Source organism: Mesorhizobium sp. WSM4814 (genome assembly GCF_055811595.1).
Map to the genome: position 1 here is coordinate 280,371 of NZ_JBVVQT010000004.1, position 19,396 is coordinate 299,766.

At 63.0% G+C, this 19,396-nt stretch carries 19 protein-coding genes; 9 read left to right on the forward strand and 10 right to left on the reverse strand.

Features of this window, described 5'->3' with window-relative positions; genetic code table 11:
- Positions 1 to 49: 49 nt before the first annotated feature.
- The 5 genes from AC0L2V_RS09805 to AC0L2V_RS09825 all read right to left on the reverse strand — a co-directional run bounded on the left by AC0L2V_RS09805 (position 50) and on the right by AC0L2V_RS09825 (position 5,498).
- A complete protein-coding gene (locus AC0L2V_RS09805; RefSeq protein ID WP_473520010.1) occupies positions 50 to 1,339 on the reverse strand; it encodes a class I SAM-dependent methyltransferase in 1,290 nt (429 codons plus the stop codon).
- Positions 1,340 to 1,615: 276 nt separating this feature from the next.
- Entirely contained in the window at positions 1,616 to 2,200 is a 585-nt protein-coding gene (gene rplI / locus AC0L2V_RS09810) for a 50S ribosomal protein L9 (protein WP_091590536.1), read from the reverse strand.
- 332 nt (positions 2,201 to 2,532) lie between these two features.
- Entirely contained in the window at positions 2,533 to 2,781 is a 249-nt protein-coding gene (gene rpsR, locus AC0L2V_RS09815; protein ID WP_006203718.1) for a 30S ribosomal protein S18, read from the reverse strand.
- Positions 2,781 to 3,272 carry a 30S ribosomal protein S6 gene (gene rpsF / locus AC0L2V_RS09820; RefSeq protein WP_236371601.1) on the reverse strand — a complete coding sequence of 164 codons (492 nt, stop codon included), beginning with the start codon at positions 3,270 to 3,272 and terminating at the stop codon, positions 2,781 to 2,783. Before rpsF ends, rpsR begins: the two co-directional genes overlap by 1 nt.
- 300 nt (positions 3,273 to 3,572) lie before the next feature.
- Positions 3,573 to 5,498: an LTA synthase family protein gene (locus tag AC0L2V_RS09825; RefSeq protein ID WP_473510004.1), complete on the reverse strand. Its 1,926-nt coding sequence runs from the start codon at positions 5,496 to 5,498 to the stop codon at positions 3,573 to 3,575.
- 267 nt (positions 5,499 to 5,765) lie between these two features.
- On the opposite strand from AC0L2V_RS09825, the gene fabD reads away from it, so the two are divergent.
- From fabD to gmk, 9 genes are all read left to right on the forward strand, one after another.
- Positions 5,766 to 6,707, forward strand: coding sequence for an ACP S-malonyltransferase (fabD, locus tag AC0L2V_RS09830; RefSeq protein WP_091590540.1), 942 nt, complete (start codon positions 5,766 to 5,768; stop codon positions 6,705 to 6,707).
- Positions 6,708 to 6,790: 83 nt separating this feature from the next.
- Entirely contained in the window at positions 6,791 to 7,012 is a 222-nt protein-coding gene (gene relB / locus AC0L2V_RS09835; protein ID WP_091590868.1) for a type II toxin-antitoxin system RelB family antitoxin, read from the forward strand.
- The gene (locus AC0L2V_RS09840) at positions 6,996 to 7,250 is read left to right on the forward strand and encodes a type II toxin-antitoxin system RelE family toxin (RefSeq protein ID WP_473510007.1); all 255 of its coding nucleotides are present in this window, start codon (positions 6,996 to 6,998) and stop codon (positions 7,248 to 7,250) included. Before relB ends, AC0L2V_RS09840 begins: the two co-directional genes overlap by 17 nt.
- A gap of 55 nt (positions 7,251 to 7,305) precedes the next feature.
- Positions 7,306 to 8,043, forward strand: a complete 738-nt coding sequence (gene fabG, locus AC0L2V_RS09845; protein ID WP_473520011.1) for a 3-oxoacyl-[acyl-carrier-protein] reductase — start codon at positions 7,306 to 7,308, stop codon at positions 8,041 to 8,043.
- Positions 8,044 to 8,232: 189 nt separating this feature from the next.
- Positions 8,233 to 8,469, forward strand: coding sequence for an acyl carrier protein (locus AC0L2V_RS09850; RefSeq protein ID WP_006203723.1), 237 nt, complete (start codon positions 8,233 to 8,235; stop codon positions 8,467 to 8,469).
- 34 nt (positions 8,470 to 8,503) lie between these two features.
- On the forward strand, positions 8,504 to 9,766 hold the full coding sequence (gene fabF / locus AC0L2V_RS09855; RefSeq protein WP_473510009.1) for a beta-ketoacyl-ACP synthase II: 1,263 nt from the start codon (positions 8,504 to 8,506) through the stop codon (positions 9,764 to 9,766).
- 102 nt (positions 9,767 to 9,868) lie between these two features.
- Positions 9,869 to 11,107: an endolytic transglycosylase MltG gene (gene mltG / locus AC0L2V_RS09860; RefSeq protein ID WP_473510010.1), complete on the forward strand. Its 1,239-nt coding sequence runs from the start codon at positions 9,869 to 9,871 to the stop codon at positions 11,105 to 11,107.
- A 179-nt stretch (positions 11,108 to 11,286) separates the two neighbouring features.
- Complete coding sequence (locus AC0L2V_RS09865) at positions 11,287 to 12,177, forward strand: YicC/YloC family endoribonuclease (RefSeq protein ID WP_473520012.1); 891 nt, start codon at positions 11,287 to 11,289, stop codon at positions 12,175 to 12,177.
- Positions 12,178 to 12,200: 23 nt separating this feature from the next.
- Complete coding sequence (gmk, locus tag AC0L2V_RS09870) at positions 12,201 to 12,857, forward strand: guanylate kinase (protein ID WP_023800702.1); 657 nt, start codon at positions 12,201 to 12,203, stop codon at positions 12,855 to 12,857.
- A 12-nt stretch (positions 12,858 to 12,869) separates the two neighbouring features.
- Here the strand turns inward: gmk and rsmA are convergent, their stop codons facing one another.
- The 5 genes from rsmA to lptG form a co-directional block, all read right to left on the reverse strand.
- The gene (gene rsmA / locus AC0L2V_RS09875) at positions 12,870 to 13,709 is read right to left on the reverse strand and encodes a 16S rRNA (adenine(1518)-N(6)/adenine(1519)-N(6))-dimethyltransferase RsmA (protein ID WP_473510012.1); all 840 of its coding nucleotides are present in this window, start codon (positions 13,707 to 13,709) and stop codon (positions 12,870 to 12,872) included.
- Between the two features lie 22 nt (positions 13,710 to 13,731).
- Positions 13,732 to 14,739, reverse strand: a complete 1,008-nt coding sequence (gene pdxA / locus AC0L2V_RS09880) for a 4-hydroxythreonine-4-phosphate dehydrogenase PdxA (RefSeq protein WP_473510014.1) — start codon at positions 14,737 to 14,739, stop codon at positions 13,732 to 13,734.
- Between the two features lie 17 nt (positions 14,740 to 14,756).
- A complete protein-coding gene (locus tag AC0L2V_RS09885) occupies positions 14,757 to 15,689 on the reverse strand; it encodes a peptidylprolyl isomerase (RefSeq protein WP_023800699.1) in 933 nt (310 codons plus the stop codon).
- Between the two features lie 205 nt (positions 15,690 to 15,894).
- The gene (locus AC0L2V_RS09890; RefSeq protein WP_473510016.1) at positions 15,895 to 18,183 is read right to left on the reverse strand and encodes an LPS-assembly protein LptD; all 2,289 of its coding nucleotides are present in this window, start codon (positions 18,181 to 18,183) and stop codon (positions 15,895 to 15,897) included.
- Positions 18,184 to 18,311: 128 nt separating this feature from the next.
- On the reverse strand, positions 18,312 to 19,394 hold the full coding sequence (gene lptG, locus AC0L2V_RS09895; protein WP_473510017.1) for an LPS export ABC transporter permease LptG: 1,083 nt from the start codon (positions 19,392 to 19,394) through the stop codon (positions 18,312 to 18,314).
- Between the last annotated feature and the right edge of the window lie 2 nt (positions 19,395 to 19,396).

The following is a 19,396-nucleotide window of genomic DNA, read 5'->3' on the forward strand; positions in this document are numbered from 1 at the left end:
AGCGTGTGGGCCGCCAATGGCAAGCGGCAATGGCGTGATCGCCGGCGGTCTATTCCATATCCGCCACCTTGCGGCGCCGGGCGGGCTTGGCGGCAGGGGCTTTTGGACGATGCCCCATGTCGCGCAGCTGCAACGCCTTCTCGCATTTGCCCATATAGTCACGAGACATCGGCAGCGTGTCCTTCTTCTTGGCGATCTGGATTTGGAAGACCACCAGATCCTGCCAGCGGAAAGCGGCTTCCGAGGCTGCCAGATAGAACTCCCACATGCGGCAAAAACGTTCGTCATAGATCGCCTTGGCCTTGTCGCGGTTGGCGGCAAAGCGCTGGCTCCAATGTCTCAGCGTCTCGGCATAATGTAGCCGCAGGACTTCGATGTCGGTGACGATGAGGCCCGACTTTTCGATCGCCGGCATCACTTCCGAGAGCGAGGGGACGTAGCCGCCCGGGAAAATGTATTTGCGGATGAAGGCGCTGGTTGCCCACGGCGCGCCGGAGCGGCCGATCGTGTGCAGCAGCATGACGCCGTCCGGCTTCAAGAGCGTCGCCGATTTGTCGAAGAAGGTGCGGTAGTGGTTGACGCCGACATGCTCGAACATGCCGACCGAGACGACGCGGTCGAAGCGCTCGTTGAGCTCGCGGTAATCCCTCACTTCGAAATGCACGCGGTTTTCCAGGCCTTGCGCATGGGCGCGGTCGGTGGCGACGCCATGCTGCTCGGTCGACAACGTCACGCCTTGCACGTCGACGTCGAAGGACTTGGCGAGATAGAGACCGAGCCCACCCCAGCCGGAGCCGATGTCGAGCACCGTCTGGCCGGCCTTCAGCCTGAGCTTGGCGGCAATATGGCGCTTCTTGGCTGCCTGCGCCTCGTCGAGCGTCATGTCCGGCTGCTCGAAATAGGCGCAGGAATACTGCATGTCGTCGTCGAGGAAGAGCCTGTAGAGGTCGCCTGACAGATCATAGTGGCGCTGCACGTTGCGGCGCGCGCGCGCCGCCGTGTTGATCTGCTGCAGGCGGCGGAAAGCGTGACGCAGGCCTTCTATCGCCTTCGACCAGGTGGCATCGATGCCGCCGCTATCCATGTTCTGGAAGGCGATGCGCATCACCCCCAGCACGCCGCCCTCGAGTATGTCGAGCTCACCGTCCATATAGGCTTCCGGCACCGCCAGCATCGGATCGAAGCTGATGGCGCGCTCGGCATGCGTGGTCTTGATGTGCATGTGCACCAGATCGCCGCTGCCGTCACCGAAAGTCACCGAGAGGCCTTTCGGTCCGGTGACCTTGAGATTGCCGGTGCGCACCAGGCGGTCGAGAATGCGTTTCAGCAGAATATTCATGAACAAATGTCCCCTCTCGGTCAGACACGCTGTCTCGGCGCATAACCCGACAATCGAAATCGATTTCGGAAAGGATCATGCGCCGAACCAAAGTCCTGCAGCGTCCTTTGCGCGTCCAAACGACGCGCGGCGCTATAGTCTGCATCAAGATATAGGGGGTCGAAAAGTTCCGTTTGGCACAAAAAAGCCCGGGCGAGGCGCCCGGGCGTTGGTCCAGAAATGACTGGAAGCCGACGAAACGTTTTAAAGCGCCGCTCTGACGCCTGTGACGTGCAATCAGCCGTTGTCTTCGCCGCCTTCGAACTCGGCGTTGGGATCGAAGAAGTTGTCCGGGCGCGCATTGTCGTTGATGTCGTCGCCATAGATGGCTTCGGCTGTGGTCAGCATCTCGCCCTTGGCCTGGCGCTCGGCTTCGTCGGCCGTGCGGGCGATGTTGAGCGTGATGGTGACCTCGACTTCCGGATGCAGGGCGATCGCCACATTGGTCAGGCCGATGGTCTTGATCGGCTGGTTGAGCAGGATCTGGTTGCGGTTGACCGAGAAACCTTCCGCCGTCAGCAACTCGGCGATGTCGCGGGTCGACACCGAGCCGTAGAGCTGGCCGGTTTCGCCGGCCGAACGCACGGCGATGAAGCTCTTGCCGTCCAGCTTCTCCGAAATCTGCATGGCCTCGGACTTGCGCTCGAGGTTGCGGGCTTCGAGCTGGGCGCGCTGGCCTTCGAATTTCTTCTTGTTGGCTTCGTTGGCGCGCAGCGCCTTGCCCTGCGGCAGCAGGAAGTTGCGGGCGAATCCATCCTTGACCTTGACGGTATCGCCCATCTGGCCGAGGCGGGAAACGCGTTCGAGAAGAATGACTTCCATGGTTTTGTTCCTTCGTTTGGGGCGCCAAATCACTGGCATCGACGCCGAATTGTCTGGAACAGGTCAGGAAGCTGAGGGCGTCGCCGCCGATGTCGCTGTCCTGCCTGTCGCGGCAGTTAGAGGTCTTCACCTCAACCCGGGATTTGATGGCAACCCTGCGGCGCCCGTCGCCGTAGGAAAAGCGGGCGGCGAACCGCCCGCTGGCTAGACCATGATCCCGAAAAGTGGAAACCGGTTTTCGGAAAAGATCATGGTCTACTAGTCAGTGTTGTCCATGATCCCGAAAAAATGGAAACCGGTTTTCGGATAAGATCATGGTCACCTAATCAGTGTTAGCGAACCACGTAGGGCAGCAGGCCGAGGAAGCGGGCGCGCTTGATCGCCTTGGCGAGTTCGCGCTGCTTCTTCTGGCTGACGGCGGTGATGCGCGACGGCACGATCTTGCCGCGCTCGGAAATATAGCGCTGCAGAAGACGCACGTCCTTGTAGTCGATCTTGGGCGCGTTGGCGCCGGAGAACGGGCAAGTCTTGCGGCGGCGGTGAAACGGGCGCCGGGTCGGGATCTGGTTGATGTCGACCATTATTCTGCACCCCCTTCAACAGCTTCGCGCGGACGGCGCGGGCCACGGTCTGCACCATCGCCACCGAAGCTGCGTGGCGGGCGATCGCCACGGTCGCCGCGATCGCGGTCGCCGAACGAGCGCGGGCCACGGTCACGGTCGCCGAAGCCGCCGCGTTCCGAGCGCTCTTCGCGCTTCTGCATCATTGCCGACGGGCCTTCCTCATGCGCATCGACCTTGATGGTGAGGAAACGCAGCACATCCTCGGACAGGCCCATCTGGCGCTCCATCTCGTTGAGCGCGGCCGGCGGGCAGGTGATGTCCATCAGCGTATAGTATGCCTTCCGGTTCTTGTTGACCCGGTAGGTGAGGGATTTCAGTCCCCAGTTCTCGACCCGGCCGACGGACCCGCCATTCGCTGAGATGACGCCCTTGTACTGTTCGACAAGCGCATCGACCTGCTGCTGCGAGAGGTCCTGCCGGGCAAGAAACACATGTTCATAAAGAGCCATATTGTTCTTTGCCTTTCTTCGTTTCTCTCCCGGTCCCGGCGGCAAAAGCCTCTGCAACTTCTCTGACCCGGCGATCCCTGGCGGGGCGGGGAAGAAAGGAGCATGACGAGACGGTCGAGAGCGGAGACACGGGAGGCGGAAGCGCTTCTGGCTCCACACGAAGGTTTTCGAAAAACCTCCGGCCCTCCGTTCAGCCCCCAGCAAGGACCGGCAGATTGCGGGCGTCTATACAGGAATTTGGCCGCAAGACAAGGGCGAGCCGAAAAACCGCCGCGCTCAGGACGACATGTCGCGGCATCTTCAGCTTGTATGCGGGATCCGCTTGTTCACCGTCTCAGGGAAGAAATCGGGCGCTGCACGGCGCTTGCCGAACATCATGTCGTATTGCAGCAGACGGAAATCGCGAATCGCCGGGTCGATTTGCTTCTTGCGCCCCCAGTCGGGCGTGTCCTCGCCCGTCGGCGTCAATAGTAGATTGCGGTCGACGACGCTGTAGCGCTCGCGCATCTGGCCGAGGAAGCCGGTGTAATACGGGTGGCTGATCCCGGCCGTGGTCAGGACATGGTAGGGCAGAAAGGCTGGACTGACAGTGCCCATGTCCGCGACCGGACCGGTGCGGTTGGACCATACGATCAGCGGCGTTCGGTGATGCAGCAGCATCTGGTCGGGCGGCTCCTTGCGTGGCGCGACGTTATCCCTGAGGAAGCCGGTCTCGACATAGACCGGACCGAGCGGCGGCAGATGGTCGCCGAAGAAGGCGATGACCGTCGGTCGCCGCCGGTTCTTCGCCCATTCGATGAGGCGCTCGAGGCTCTTGTCGGCGTCGGATGCGCCTTCCGTGAAGCTCAGCAGCGAATCCTTTGCCCACTGGCTGGTCGGAGCCTGCACCTTGTGGGTCGGATTGTAATAGCGATTCGGTTCGTAGGGCCCGTGGTTTTGCAGGCTGACCGCGAAGTAGAAGAACGGATCGTCCGTGGCGTCGGCTTCGCGGATGATCTCGTCGGTCATCGCCGCGTCCGACGTCAGCGGCCCGCGCTTTTCGAGATATGGCATGTTTTCTTCGGACTTGAAGTCATCGAAGCCGAAATCCGCATAGACCGGCGTTCGGTTCCAGAACCAGCTTGTGCCCGGATGGATGGCGCGCGTCTCATAGCCCTGGCTCTTCAGGAACGTCGCCATCGACGGCACCGGCGCGCGGACATATTGCTGGTAGGGGATGCTGCCGGCCGGCAGGAAGGCGTTGGAAAAGCCGGTCAGCGCCTCGAACTCGACATTGGCGGTCATGCCGCCGAATTCGGGCGAGAACACGTGGCCGGAGCGCAACGCCCGCACATTGGGAATCGGATCGGGCGTGATGGTGACGCCGGGCAGTTCGGTCGGATCCCAGAAGGATTCGCTCATGACGATGATGATGTCTGGCTTCTCGGCCGGCACCGATGCCTTCACGCCAGATCTTTCGATCGCCGCGATCGCCTTGTCGGAGTAGCCGGCAGGCGCGGGGACATGGGCCATTGGCACGTTGAGGGCGAAGGCCAGTGCGAAGCCGTTGGAGGCGTAATTTTCCTTCTGGTCCCACATGATCGGGATGATTTGCAGCCGGTCGCGGGTCCACGAGAACGTCGCGTAATCCATGATCGACACGAAGAAGGCGAGCAGCGGCACGGTCAGCGTCAGCCGGGCCAGGCGCCCCTTGCGACCGAGCGCCGGTACGCGGCGGCGCCACAGCCGCCAGCCATAAACGAGCAGCGAGAGGCTGCCGACGATGCCGACCGCCAGAGCGATGGCGGTTCCCGGACGTTCGCGCACCAGCAGCGGCATCAGCGCCACGATCTGACGTGAATAGAGGAAATCGGTCGGATAGAGCGGATCGCCGAGATAGAGCGATTTCTGGTGGCCGACAAAGGCCAGCGCCAGCGTCAGCGGCGCGACGATCATCAGGCTCTGGTGGCTGCGGCCGAGCACGGCATCGAGGCCGATCAGGATCAGCGCGAAGATGATGATGGTGGTCCAGCCCGGCTTGAAGGGCTGCAGGAAGAAGCCGACGGTGCCGGCAAAGTCGCCGCGCACGATCAGTTCGATGGCAAAAACCAGGATGGTGGCGACGAGAAGACTGACGAGGCCATAGCGGATAACAGGCCATTTCCGGCCTGGCAGATAGCCGGTGGCCGGATCGCCTTCCAGAAACTGCGGCGCGGATTTGCCAACGCCTTTCTTGATCCTTGCCAACTTACAATTCCCCCGACCATACACAAACGTGTCATTCAGCTGTCATCGATATGTCACGAAAAGCTAGCGTCTGTGGCTGAAATAAGAAGAGCCAGCAAACGAATCGTGAGCGATTTTCATCATGAGTGATCGAAAAAAAGCCTTTTGGAACAGGTACTCGGCCAGCGATACCGAGCCGGAGCGGCCCGGGTCGGGGTGCTAGCGGACTTGACTTGCCCGCCCGCCTTGCGTCACAGGCAGGAAAAATCAGCCGCTTGGGAGGCACGCATGGCCGTCGCATTCACCTTTCCGGGACAGGGCAGCCAGGCTGTCGGCATGGGCAAGGACCTCGCCGACGCCTTTCCGGAATCGCGGAAGATCTTCGAAGAGGTCGACGACGCGCTCGGCGAAAACCTGTCGAAGCTGATCTGGGAAGGGCCGGAAGAGAGGCTGACGCTGACCGCCAATGCCCAGCCGGCGCTGATGGCTGTGTCGCTCGCCGCCATCCGGGCGCTGGAATCGCGCGGCCTCTCGCTGAAGCACAAGGTCGCCTATGTCGCCGGCCATTCGCTCGGCGAATATTCGGCACTTGCCGCCGCCGGTTTCGTTTCGGTCGCCGATGCCGCCCGGCTCTTGCGTATCCGCGGCAATGCCATGCAGGCGGCTGTGCCGGCCGGCGAGGGCGCCATGGCGGCGATCATCGGGCTGGAACAGGCCGATGTCGAAGCCGCCTGCGCTGAAGCGGCCAAAGAGTCGATTTGCCAGATCGCGAACGACAATGGCGGTGGCCAGCTGGTGATCTCCGGCGCCAGGGCGGCCGTCGAGCAGGCGGCGAAGCTGTGCACGGAAAAGGGCGCCAAGCGGGTGCTGATGCTGCAGGTCTCGGCGCCCTTCCATTCGGCGCTGATGGCACCGGCGGCCGAGGTCATGCGCGAGGCGCTGGCCGGCGTGACGAAGAACGCGCCGTTCGTACCCGTGGTTTCCAACGTGTCGGTCACGCCGTCCAGCGATCCGGATGCAATCGCCCACCGCCTGGTCGAACAGGTGACGGGGCGCGTGCGCTGGCGCGAAACGGTGGAATGGTTTGGCGCCAACGGCATTGCGACGCTGTACGAGGTGGGTGCCGGCAAGGTGCTGTCGGGACTGGCGCGGCGCATCAACCGCGACATCGCCACCGGCGCGGTCGGCACGCCGGCCGATGTCGAGGCGGCGCTGGCGGCGCTCGATTGAACCATGCGCGTCCGGCTGATGCGGGCGCTTGAATTCTTAGCCTCGTCGGGATATGTGAATACATGTATTCACAGGAGATCGGAATGCCGACATCAATCCGACTTGCCCCCGAAATCGAAGAGCGTCTGGATTTTCTCGCGGCCAGGACTGGCCGCAGTAAAGCTTATTATCTGCGCGAACTCATCGAGCGCGGTCTTGAGGACGTGGAAGACTATTACCTCGCGGCCGAAGTGCTGGAGCGGATCAGAAGTGGCGAGGAGGACGTCATGACAGCCGAGGACTTCTGGCGTGGCCTGGACGCTTGAATATGCCCGCTCGGCGCGCAAATTTATTGAAAAACTGGATCCGCAGACACGTCACCGGCTCCGCGACTTCATCGAGAACCGTATTGCCGCCCTCGACAATCCGCGTGAAGCCGGCAAGCCGCTGAAGGGACCGTTAGCGACTTTTTGGAGGTACCGGGTTGGGGATTATCGAATTATCTGCGATGTGCAGGACAAGCGGCTCGTCATTCTGGTGGTTACAATAGGGCCACCGCAGTGATGTCTACAGGTAGCCACATTCGCCGGCCTGTCCGATTTGGAAGAGGATCAAAGACATGTTCGAATTGACCGGCCGCAAGGCGCTCGTCACAGGCGCATCGGGAGGCATCGGCGAGGCGATCGCCAGGGTGCTGCACGCGCAGGGCGTTGTCGTCGGCCTGCACGGCACCCGCGTCGAGAAGCTGGAAACGCTGGCGGCCGAGCTCGGCGACCGGGTCAAGCTGTTCCCGGCGAACCTTTCCAATCGCGACGACGTCAAGGCGCTCGGCCAGAAGGCCGAGGCCGATCTCGAAGGCGTCGACATTCTCGTCAACAATGCCGGCATCACCAAGGACGGGCTGTTCGTGCGCATGGCGGACGCCGACTGGGATTCGGTGATCGAGGTCAACCTGACCGCCGTGTTCCGGCTGACCCGCGAACTCACCCATCCGATGATGCGGCGCCGGCATGGCCGCATCATCAATATCACCTCGGTGGTTGGCGTCACCGGCAATCCCGGCCAAACCAACTACTGCGCCTCTAAGGCCGGCATGATCGGCTTTTCCAAGTCGCTGGCGCAGGAGATCGCCACGCGCAACATCACCGTCAACTGCGTCGCCCCGGGCTTCATCGAATCGGCGATGACCGACAAGCTCAACGACAAGCAGAAAGAGGCGATCATGGCGGCGATTCCGACACGGCGCATGGGCACCAGCGCCGAAGTCGCCTCCGCCGTCGCCTACCTGGCTTCCAACGAAGCCGCCTATGTCACCGGTCAGACCATTCACGTCAATGGCGGCATGGCGATGATTTGACAGTTGCGGGAAAACACCCCTTTTCGCCTTGGAGCCCGGCCGATTTTCGTGTAATGCGGCCCGCAACCCGGCGGTTCGGGCAAAAACCGGTCCGGTGCCGTTGCGTTTCCGACAGGACCATCTTTCAGCTTGATTAGCGGCATTCTGCCCGCTAACGAAGACAGACAAACAAAAGACGAGGATGCCCAAATGAGTGACACCGCAGAGCGCGTCAAGAAGATCGTTATCGAGCACCTTGGCGTCGATGCCGACAAGGTGACGGAGCAGGCGAGCTTCATCGATGATCTGGGCGCGGACAGTCTCGACACGGTCGAACTCGTCATGGCGTTCGAAGAAGAATTCGGCGTAGAGATCCCGGACGATGCGGCCGAAACCATCCTGACTGTCGGCGATGCGGTGAAGTACATCGACAAGGCTTCGGCCTGACGCTATTTGCAGTCATCACCGAGGAGGACCTGCGATGAGGCGTGTCGTCGTCACGGGCCTTGGGCTGCTTTCGCCGTTCGGCGTAGGCTTTGAGCATGGCTGGAAGGAACTTCTGACCGGCCGCAGCGCAGCCAAGCGCATCACCGAGTTCGAGGTGGAGGATCTTGCCTGCAAGGTCGCCCACGTCATCCCGCGCGGCAATGGTGAGAATGCCACCTTCAATCCCGAGACCGTTCTCGAGCCGAAGGAACTGCGCAAGATCGGCGACTTCATCCTCTACGGGATCGCGGCCGCCGACGAGGCGCTGAAGGATTCGGGGTGGGCGCCGAAGACGCATGAAGAGCAGTGCGCCACCGGCGTGCTGATCGGCTCCGGCATCGGCGGCATCGAAGGCATCGCCGAGAATGCGATGATCCTGAAGGAGCGCGGTCCGCGCCGCATCAGCCCGTTCTTCATCCCCGGCCAGATCATCAATCTTGTATCCGGCCAGGTTTCGATCCGGCATGGGCTGAAAGGCCCCAACCACGCCGTCGTCACCGCTTGCTCCACCGGTGCGCACGCCATCGGCGATGCCGCCCGGCTGATCATGTGGGGCGATGCCGACGTGATGGTCGCAGGCGGCACGGAAGCGCCGGTGACGCGGCTGTCGATCGCCGGCTTCGCCGCTTGCCGGGCGCTGTCGACCGACCGCAACGACGCTCCGGAAACGGCCTCGCGTCCCTATGACCGCGACCGCGACGGCTTCGTCATGGGCGAGGGCGCCGGCGTCGTCATTCTGGAGGAACTGGAACACGCCAGGGCGCGTGGCGCCAAGATCTATGCCGAGGTCACCGGTTACGGCTTGACCGGCGATGCCTATCACATCACCGCGCCGGCCGAAGATGGTGACGGCGCCTTTCGTTGCATGGTGGCGGCACTGAACCGGGCCAAGCTGACGCCCGCAGACGTCGACTACATCAATGCGCACGGCACCTCGACCATGGCTGACACGATCGAACTGGGCGCCGTCGAGCGGCTGGTCGGCAACGCCGCGTCGAAAATATCGATGTCGTCGACCAAGTCGTCGATAGGCCACCTTCTGGGTGCGGCGGGCGCCGCCGAGGCGATTTATTCGATTCTCGCCATTCGCGACAACATCGCGCCGGCCACCATCAATCTCGACAACCCGGAGCGCGAAACGGCGATCGACCTGGTGCCGCACACGCCGCGCGCCCGCCAAATCGATGTGGCGCTGTCCAATTCCTTCGGCTTCGGCGGCACCAACGCCTCGCTGGTCTTCCAGCGCTACAATGGCTGACCGGTCCGCCGACCGGCACGGTCTATGCGTGTCGTCAATTTTGCCATATTCGCCCCTACTGTGCCCAAGGGGATTCGTTGCAAGGTCAAACGGTAGGGCGCCATGAGCACAAATTCGGCGGACAACGGGCAATTCGGGCAACGGTCCGCACCGTCGGGCCCGATCGTGCCGAAAACGGCCAGCGAGGCATTGCGGCCTGAAGCCGGCACGCCGCCGCCCAAGCGCTCGCGCGCCTCGCGCAGCCAGTTCGTCGTGTTCATGAACTTCGTCATCTCCCTGGTGATGCTGATGGTTCTGGCGGCTGGCTTTGCATTGTATTTCGGCAAGCAGGAATTCAACGAGCCCGGCCCTTCGGCCAATGCCGACACCTTCCTGGTCAAGCCGAACACCGGCGTCCAGGAGATTGCAGAGCAGCTCGAGCGGCGCGGACTGATCAGCGATGCGCGCATCTTCCGCCTTGGCGTGCGCGCTTTTGGCAATGATTCCGCCCTGAAGGCCGGCGAATACGAGATCAAGCCGCAGGCCTCGATGCGCGACATCATGGAGTTGCTGAAGAGCGGCAAGTCGGTGATGTATTCGCTGACCGTGCCCGAGGGGCTGACGGTCGAGCAGGCGCTGCAGCGCATCGCCGATCAGGCAGCGCTCGATGGCGATATGCCGGGGACCATTCCACCCGAGGGCAGCCTTGCTACCGACACGCTGCGTTTCACCCGTGGCGCGACACGCCAGCAGATGGTCGAAAAGCTTTTGGCGGACCAGAAGAAGCTTGTCGAGGAAGTCTGGCAGCGGCGCGCCCCCGATCTGCCTCTGGCCAGTGTCGAAGACTTCGTCACCCTGGCTTCGATCGTCGAGAAAGAGACGGGCAAGGGCGACGAACGCTCGCGGGTCGCGGCCGTCTTCCTCAACCGGTTGGCCAAGGGCATGCGGCTGCAGTCCGATCCGACCATTATCTACGGCCTGTTCGGCGGCAAGGGCAAACCCACCGACCGCCCGATTTTTCAGTCTGACATCAAGAAGCCGACGCCCTACAACACTTATCTGATCAACGGCTTGCCGCCGACGCCGATCGCCAATCCTGGCCGTGCGGCACTGGAAGCCGTCGCCAATCCGTCGAAGACCGACGACCTGTATTTCGTTGCCGACGGCACCGGCGGTCACGTCTTTGCCGCGACGCTCGCCGAGCACAACGAGAACGTCGCCCGCTACCGGGCGCTGCAGAAGGATCTGGCCGATGAAGCCGCCAAGGCCGGTGCTGCCAAGGCCGACGCCGCCAAGGTGGAAGGTCAGACCGACGCGCCGGTTGACGGCGGCGATGGCGACGCCGGAGCGGCGGCGCAGTAGCGCCGGACGGTTGTGAAGTCGTCCCTCCGATTCGTCTGACGGCCGGGACGTGCTGATTTTGTCATCAGGAGCGCCCTGCGTCCGATTCGACGCGAACAGGCGCTCCGGATTTTGAAGCCGCGCACGATCTGGCCCGGAACCGCTTCCGGGATCATGCGCCAGGGGGAAGCAAGGGCATCATGAATTTGCAGAGCATGACCGGTTTTGCACGGGCCGTCGCCGAACATGACGGCACGTCGATCGCCTGGGAGGTGAAGTCGGTCAACGGCAAGAGCGTCGAGGTCAGGCTGCGGCTGCCGCAAGGCCTCGAGCGGCTTGAGCCGGCCGTCAGGCAGACGGTGCAGAAGCGCTTTGCGCGCGGCAATTTCCAGGCAACGCTGACCGTCGGCCGCGCAGCCGGCCAGCAGGCGCAGCCAGTGGTCAACGAGGCCTTCCTGAGAGATCTGGCGGGGCTGGCCAAGCGGCTGCAGGAGATGTTCGGCGCAGCGCCTGCGACAGCCGACGGGCTGCTTTCGCTGCGCGGCGTGCTCGACATCCCCGAAACCGTCGAAACCGAAGAGGCGCGGGCGGCGCTCGACAGCGCGATACTCTCGGCGCTCGAAGTGGCGCTGGGCGGGCTGGAGCAGGCACGCCAGGGCGAGGGCACCGCCCTGCGCTCGCTGCTGTCCGGTCATATCGACGCTATCGAAGCGCTGACACTGCGCGCCGAGGCCGATCCGTCGCGCGAGCCGGCGGTGATCCGCGAACGGATTACCGAGCAGGTGCGGCTGCTGATGGATGCCTCCGCCAATCTCGACGCCAGCCGGTTGCATATGGAAGCGGCGTTCCTGGCCACCAAGGCCGACATCCGCGAGGAGATCGACCGGCTGAGGACACATGTGGCATCCGGCCGGGTGCTGCTGGCAGGCGGCGGCGCCATCGGCCGCAAGCTCGATTTTCTGGCGCAGGAATTCAACCGCGAATCGAATACGCTGTGTTCGAAGTCGAACGCCGCTGCGATCACCGCCATAGGGCTGGAGCTGAAGGCGGTCGTCGACCAGTTTCGCGAACAGGTCCAGAATCTGGAGTAACCCTGATGGTCGCCAAGGAGCCTATGGTTGCCAGGGATTTGGGTTCCCGCATTCGCCGGCGGGGTTTGATGCTTGTGCTGTCGTCGCCGTCCGGCGCCGGCAAGTCGACGATCGCGCGCAATCTTCTGGAGAGCGATTCCAGTCTCGAACTGTCGGTCTCCGTCACCACGCGGCCGCGCCGCGGCAGCGAGATCGAAGGCGTCCACTATCATTTCCGCACCATGCGTGAGTTCGAGCGGCTGCGCGATTCGGACGAACTGCTTGAATGGGCCGAAGTGCATGGCAATTGCTATGCCACGCCGCGTGAGCCGGCCGAACTGGCGCTGGCACAGGGCCGCGACATGTTGTTCGACATCGACTGGCAGGGCGCCCAGCAGCTCAAGGAGAAGATGCGCGCCGACATCGTCTCGATCTTCATCCTGCCGCCCTCGATGAAAGAGTTGAAGGCGCGGCTGAAGCGCCGCGCCGAGGACCAGGAATCGGTGATCGAGACGCGTCTGAAGAACGCTCGCAACGAGATCGAGCACTGGAAAGAATATGATTTCGTCATCATCAACGACGATCTCGACCGTGCCTTCGCCGAGGTACGCGGCATAGTCATCGCCGAGCGGCTCAGACGCGACCGCCGGCCCGGCCTGTTCGATTTCGTCTCGGGGTTGCTCGACGAGAAGACGGACTAGGGGCCGGCGCAATCACACCGCGTTGGTCAGTCGCACGAATTCCTCGACGCTCAAGGTTTCCGCCCGCCGCGTCGGATCGATGCCGGCGCGGGTGAGCAGGGCTTCGCCGCCGAGGCTCTTGACGCTCTGCCGCAGCATTTTGCGGCGCTGGCCGAAGGCCGCTTCGGTAACGCGGCCGAGCTTCTTGACTTCGGCGGGCAGCGGATTTGCCCGCGGCACCAGATGCACCACCGACGACACCACCTTGGGCGGCGGCGTGAAGGCTTGCGGCGGCACGTCGAAAGCGATTTTTGCCTCCGTCCGCCAGCCTGCCAGCACGCCCAGCCGGCCATAGGCATCGCTGCCGGGGCGGGCGACGATGCGCTCGGCCACCTCGCGCTGGAACATAAGCGTCATCGATGCGTAAAAGGGCGGCCACTCGGCGACGGTCAGCCAGCGTATCAAAAGTTCGGTGCCGATATTGTAGGGCAGGTTGGCGACGATCCTCACAGGTCCATTGCCTCCATGTGCGCCTTCGGCAAGCGCTGCAAAATCCGTCTTCAACGCGTCGCCGGCAATGATTTCCAAACGGCCCGGATAGTGATCTGACACCTCCGCGAGCGCTGCCAGGCAGCGCTCGTCGCGCTCGATGGCGATGACCCGGGCCGCGCCGTGGGACAGCAGCGCCCGGGTCAGGCCACCTGGACCCGGACCGACCTCGATTACCGTGGCGTCGGTCAGGTCGCCGGCGGCACGCGCGACCTTGCCGGTAAGGTTGAGGTCGAGCAGGAAATTCTGGCCGAGCGCCTTTTTTGCCTGCAACCCATGGCGTTCGATCACCGCGCGTAACGGCGGCAGCCCGTCGATGCTCATGCGACCGCTCTCATGCAAAGCCTCATGCGGCGGCAGCCTTCGCACCGATGTCGGCAAGCCTGCGGGCGAGCCTGAGCGCCGCGATCAGGCTGTCGGTCCGGGCTATGCCCTTGCCGGCGATATCGAAAGCGGTGCCGTGATCCGGTGAAGTGCGGATGAAGGGTAGGCCGAGCGTAACGTTGACCGCCTCGTCGAACGCCAGTGCCTTGGCCGGGATCAGCGCCTGATCGTGATACATGCACAGCGCCACATCGTAGCCGGCTCGGGCGCGGGCGTGGAACAGCGTATCGGCCGGCAGCGGCCCGAAAGCGTCGATGCCCTCCGCCCTCAGCCTTTCGATCGCCGGGCGGATGATGCGCTCGTCCTCGGCGCCCATCGCGCCGCCTTCACCGGCATGCGGATTGAGGCCGGCAACGGCAAGCCGCGGCTTGGCAATGCCGAAGCGATATTCGAGGTCGGCGGCGGTGATGCGGGCGGTCGCGACGATCAATTCCGTCGTCAGCGCTTCCGGCACCTCGCGCAGCGCAATGTGAATGGTGACCGGAACCGTGCGCAACTCGGGACCGGCAAGCATCATCACCGGCATTGCTTGTGCGCCGGTGTGGAGCGTCGCCAGATGCGCCAGATACTCGGTGTGACCGGGAAAACGGAAGCCGGCATCGTAGAGCGGCTTCTTGGCGATCGGGCACGTAACGACCGCCGCCGCGCGACCGCCAAGGCAGTCGTCAACAGCGCGGTCGATGGCCTCGATGATGCCGGCGGCGTTGGCCGGGTCCGGCCGGCCGGGGTCGTCGACGAAGCGGGCGGCAAGCGGCAGGACGGGCAGGGCGCGCCCAAAGACGCGCTCCGCTTCGGCTGGCACTGTCTCCGTGATTGGCACATCGGCGCCGAGCAGGCGCGCCCGTGCGGCAATCAGCGCCGGATCGGCTATAAGGTAGAAGGGCGGCACACCTGCGCTGTTGCGCGCCTGCCAGGCGGCAATGGCGATTTCCGGCCCAACGCCGGATGGATCACCGGCGCTCAGCGCCATCGCTGCCTCTGGCGACTTCAGCGCTCGACGATGCGGGCTTTCTTCCGCAACTCCTCGACATATTTCGTGGAGAGCTCGTCGGCGTCCTTGCCACTCGAGCCTTCGCTCTGGAACACCATCTGGGCGGCCTTGTCGTCGGACACTTCGCGCGACGAGCAGATGCCGATGAACTCGACGCCGCGGTCTGTTTCGCGCGTGGGGGTGGCGCCGCCGACCTTGGTGGCCTTGATCTGGTCGGCCCAGTCCGGCGGCAATTGCGGCGCCAGTATCCGGCCGAGATCGCGAACAGTGACGTCGATCAGGCCCTTGGCGAATTCGCGCGAGGTGTTGCAGCCGTTGAAGCGGGCGCGCATGGCGTCGGCCTCGCGCTTGCGCTTGGACAGCGTCGCGCTGCGCTCGGCCGCCGGTACGACGAAAATGACCTGCTGCAGCATGTACTCCATAGCGGTCGGCTTGTTGCCGCCCTTGTCGAGCATGCGCCTGACTGCGTCCTGCTCACTCACGGAGCCGCCGCTCTCTGAGCGATGGCGCGCGGTCAGCGCCTGGTTCCAGGCCATCTGGGAGCGGATGAACTCCTTGAAATGCTCCTTGCCGACGCCGGATTGCGCCATGACGCCATCGAGTTGCTTGAGCTGCATCTTGTTGGTCGTGGCAAAACGCTGATAGGCAGCCTCGACCTGGGCGTCGCTGATGCGGATGCCGAGACGCTTGGCTTCGGCGACGCGCAGCGTCTGCTCGATCATTTCCTCGGCGGCATTGCCCTTCTTGCGCTGCAGGCGCAGGAAGGCAGCCCGATGCTGGATGTCGCCAGTGGTGATCGGTACGTTGTTGACGACGTATTTGATCTGGCTGGCGAAAGCCGGCGGCGTCATCATGGTGATCGAGGCTGAGGTCGCCGCCACCAGCAGCGCGAACCCTGCCGAAAAGAGGTATTTCCTCATCGAAAGCATCCCAATCCTATCTCGGTTGCGGCCCAATTTTATCGCATTTTGAGGGAACTGGAACCCGTGCCTGCCCTATGCGGCGAAACGATGTCGTTAGCTGCGATGTGCGTCCACTTTGACGCACGACGTATGCTCAAGACACTTTGAATTTTTCGGGCTGGTGCGTTGGCCGGCCGCCCGTTCCGCCCGTCCGTTATTGGCCAGTGGTCTGCTACTGGACAGTGTTGAAGGAGCTTTGCGTCGAGCCGAAATCGCCGAGCGTGCGAAACGACAGGTTGAAACCGATATTCTGCGACACTTCCTTGCTGCTCAGGTCGCGGGATTCCGAGAATGTCATCAAGTAGGTGAAGCAATCATCACTATAGGCAAAGCCGACCCCGTCCTTGACCAGGACGCTTTGCTCGAGATCGTAGGTGCCGGTACCGAAGACACGCCAGTTCTCGGCAAGTTGCGCCGAGGCGCCGAGCGTGACCTCGTGACGATCGGTCGTAAAACCATAGAGGGGCTGAGCCTGGATGAAGGCGTATTTGGCGCTGAACGAAATCGGCAAGCCGGAATAGGCTGCCTTCACCTCGGCGCGGCGAATCTCGAAGCTCTGCTCGTCGAAGCGGCCGCTGACCGAGCCGGAAAGCCCGCCGGGGCTGTTGAAGCCGACAAGGCCGACATAATCGGAGCTCGCGGTCTCCAGGCCCGAATCTTCGCCGACGTTGACCAGGTCCGGCGCGTCGAAGGAGTTCTGGCCGTCAAGCTGGTAGGATTGGCCGAATAGCGCGTTGGTGCTCCAGCCATTGTCATAGGCGCCGGAATAGCGCAGCCCGACATTGGCGCGCGTGCCGCCTTCCAAGCGGTCGTAACCGGAGAACTTGTCGCGCTCGAACAATGTCGTGGCATCAAAGACGAAGCTCTGCGCGTCCTCGTTGGGAACAGCGAGGCCGCCGACATATTGCTCGTTCGGACGCACGAACACCTGCGCCATCGGCTCGAAGATGTGACTGGAACTGGTCGACGAGAACAGCACCGGCCAGCGCATTTCCAGCCCGGCGGTTGCCATGAACCGGGCGAGCGACGATCGCGTATCGTCGTCGACGCCGAGGTTAGACGCCATCTGATTGATGGCATTGAGCGATCCCGAAGAGGCGTTGACATAGCCGGCATCGCCGCGCAGCGCCAAAAGGGGCGTCAGCAGCAGCCCGCCATCGGTGGTGAAGGTGCGCTTCCATTCCGCTTCGGCCGTGAGACGGCCCGATTGGCCCTCGATGCCGCGTACACTGGTGACGGACGCAGCGTTGTTCGGATCGGCAAGGGCCCTATCCAGCCTGTCGCGGCTGATAGCCTGCGCGTTGACATTGAGCGACAGCTGCCCGCCGCCCACCGCCATGTCGGGGATGTAGGCGTAGTCGAGCGAGGGCAGCACCCAGGGCTGTTTGCCGGCGCGCGCGGTCGGATCGTCAGGGAGTGCCTCTTCCTGGACCACAAAGCGCATGGCGCGCACGTCGAAATAGTTGCGGCCGTTGAGGCCGGTCAGGTAGATCGAGGAGCGATGCACGCTGTCGCCGAAGTCTTCGATGGCGTAGGTGCGTGAGAAGTTCTTGTCGGTCTGCAGCAGGACATCCCAGCCGAAGTCCCAGCGCGGATTGATAGCGAACTGGCCCTTGGTGCCCATCATGCCGCGGAACTCGTTCGGGTCGCCGGCCGCACCCGAATCGACATTGCGCCCGTCGTCGTCGATAAACTCGTCGGGATCCTCTTGCCGGATGCCGGCGATCTTCAGACTGTACTGGCCGTTGTTGAAGCGCTGGCGCCACTCGGCTTCGCCGAGAAAGCCCTGCTTGGTATAGCCGCTGCCGGTGACGGTGAGGTCGTAGGTTGGTGAGAGCGCGAAATAATAGGGGACTTTGACGCCGAGGCCGAGGTCGCTCTTGTAAGCGATGCTGGGGATCAGGAAGCCGCTCTTGCGCTTGACGGTCGGGTCGGCAATCTCGAAGGCCGGCAGATAGGCGAGCGGAAAGCCGAAGAACTCGAAATTCGAATTCTCGAAGCGAACCGTCTTCTTTTCGCCGTTCCAGATGATCTTTCTGGCCTTGATGCGCCAGGTCGGCGCTTTGTCCGGCTTGTCCTCGCACGGCTCGCAGGCCGTGTAGACGCCGTTGTGGAACGTCGTCAGCACGCCGCCCATGCGTTCCGCGCTTTCGGCAGCGAAATAGGTCTTGTCGACGGTTTCGACACGCAGCGCGTTGACGAAGCCGTCGGCGAAATCGTCGGTGATGTCGACATGCTGCGAATAGATCTTGGTGCCGTCGCTGTTGATGACCTCGACATTGCCGCTGGCGACGAGCCGCTTGGTGTTGCGATTGTATTCCACCCGCTGGGCGACGAGGCGGTTGCCGCCATAATCGATCTGCACGCCGCCGACGGCCGTTACGGTCTGGTTGTCATTGTCATAGACCAGCGTATCTGCCGCCAGCAGCATTTGCGAACCGGTGGGAACGTCGGCTGCCATGCCGCTGATATCCTGGGCAAAAGCCGGGATACTCGGAACGACGCAAGCGAGCAGGCACGCCAAGGCGCTCGCCCCATAGAGGCGCGCCGAATCGGCCTGCCTATGGATGCGCAAAACCGCCCCCCTCACTAGCCGTCTTCCTTGTACAGCAAGAAAGTCACCCCGAAGAACATAGCCACGACAACCGGAACCCATGCAGCGACGACTGTGGGTACGAATCCCGCCACGCCGAATGCCTTGACCAGCACTGTCACGACATAAAGCAGAAACCCGGCCAGGACGCCACCCAGAATCATCGTCGCGGATTGTCCCATCCTCGCAAATCGCATCGACACCGTTGCGGCGATCAAAGTCATGGCGACGAGAAGGAACGGCAGCGCTACCAGTGAATCAAATTGCATGGCAAAGGCATTTGCCTTGAGGCCGAAGGAGCGGGCAACCTCGATCTTCCCGGGCAGATCGTAGAAGGGGATGGTTTCCGGGCGCGCCAGCCGCTCTTGCACGAACTCGGGCTTGAGATCGGTCGGTATGCGGTCGGTTGCCACCGCTTGGATGTTGCCGTCCCGGAACACCTTGACGTCCTGCAGTTCCCAGTAACCATCCCGCAAATAGGCGTGCGCCGCGTCCTTGCGTTCGACGATGTCGCCTTGCGGGTTGAGGACGAAGAAGGCGGCGTCGGCCATCTCCAGGCCCTGATTGAGGATGCCGCGCGCGCCGATGATGGTATCGCCGGAACTGGTTTTCTGCCGGATCCAGGGCTCGGCGTCAGCCGAGACGGTGTTCGACTTGCCAGAGCGGAGCTGGGTTTCGATTTTTTCGGACCAGGAAAACGCATACGCGGCGATCGGATTGATGACGCCGACCGACAACACCCCGAACAGCAGCGCCCCGATGCAGCACGGCAGCAGAAATTGCCATGCGGATACGCCGGCGGAACGCGCGATGACCAGTTCATACCTGCGATTAAGCGAGACCAGCGTCGCCATCGCCGAGAACAGGCCGACGAACGGCACCGTCTGCAGCATGATCATCGGCATTCGCAACCCTGAGATGGCAAACGCCGTGCCGTAGGTAAAACCCGGCAAGCCGGTCGTGCGGCCGGAAAGCTCGGTGAAGTCGATCAGGAACACAAGCGCCAGGAGGCCGATGAAGAACCAGATGGTGATCGTCACGTAGCGGAAGAAGAAGTATCTGCCCAGAGTCCAGCCCATTA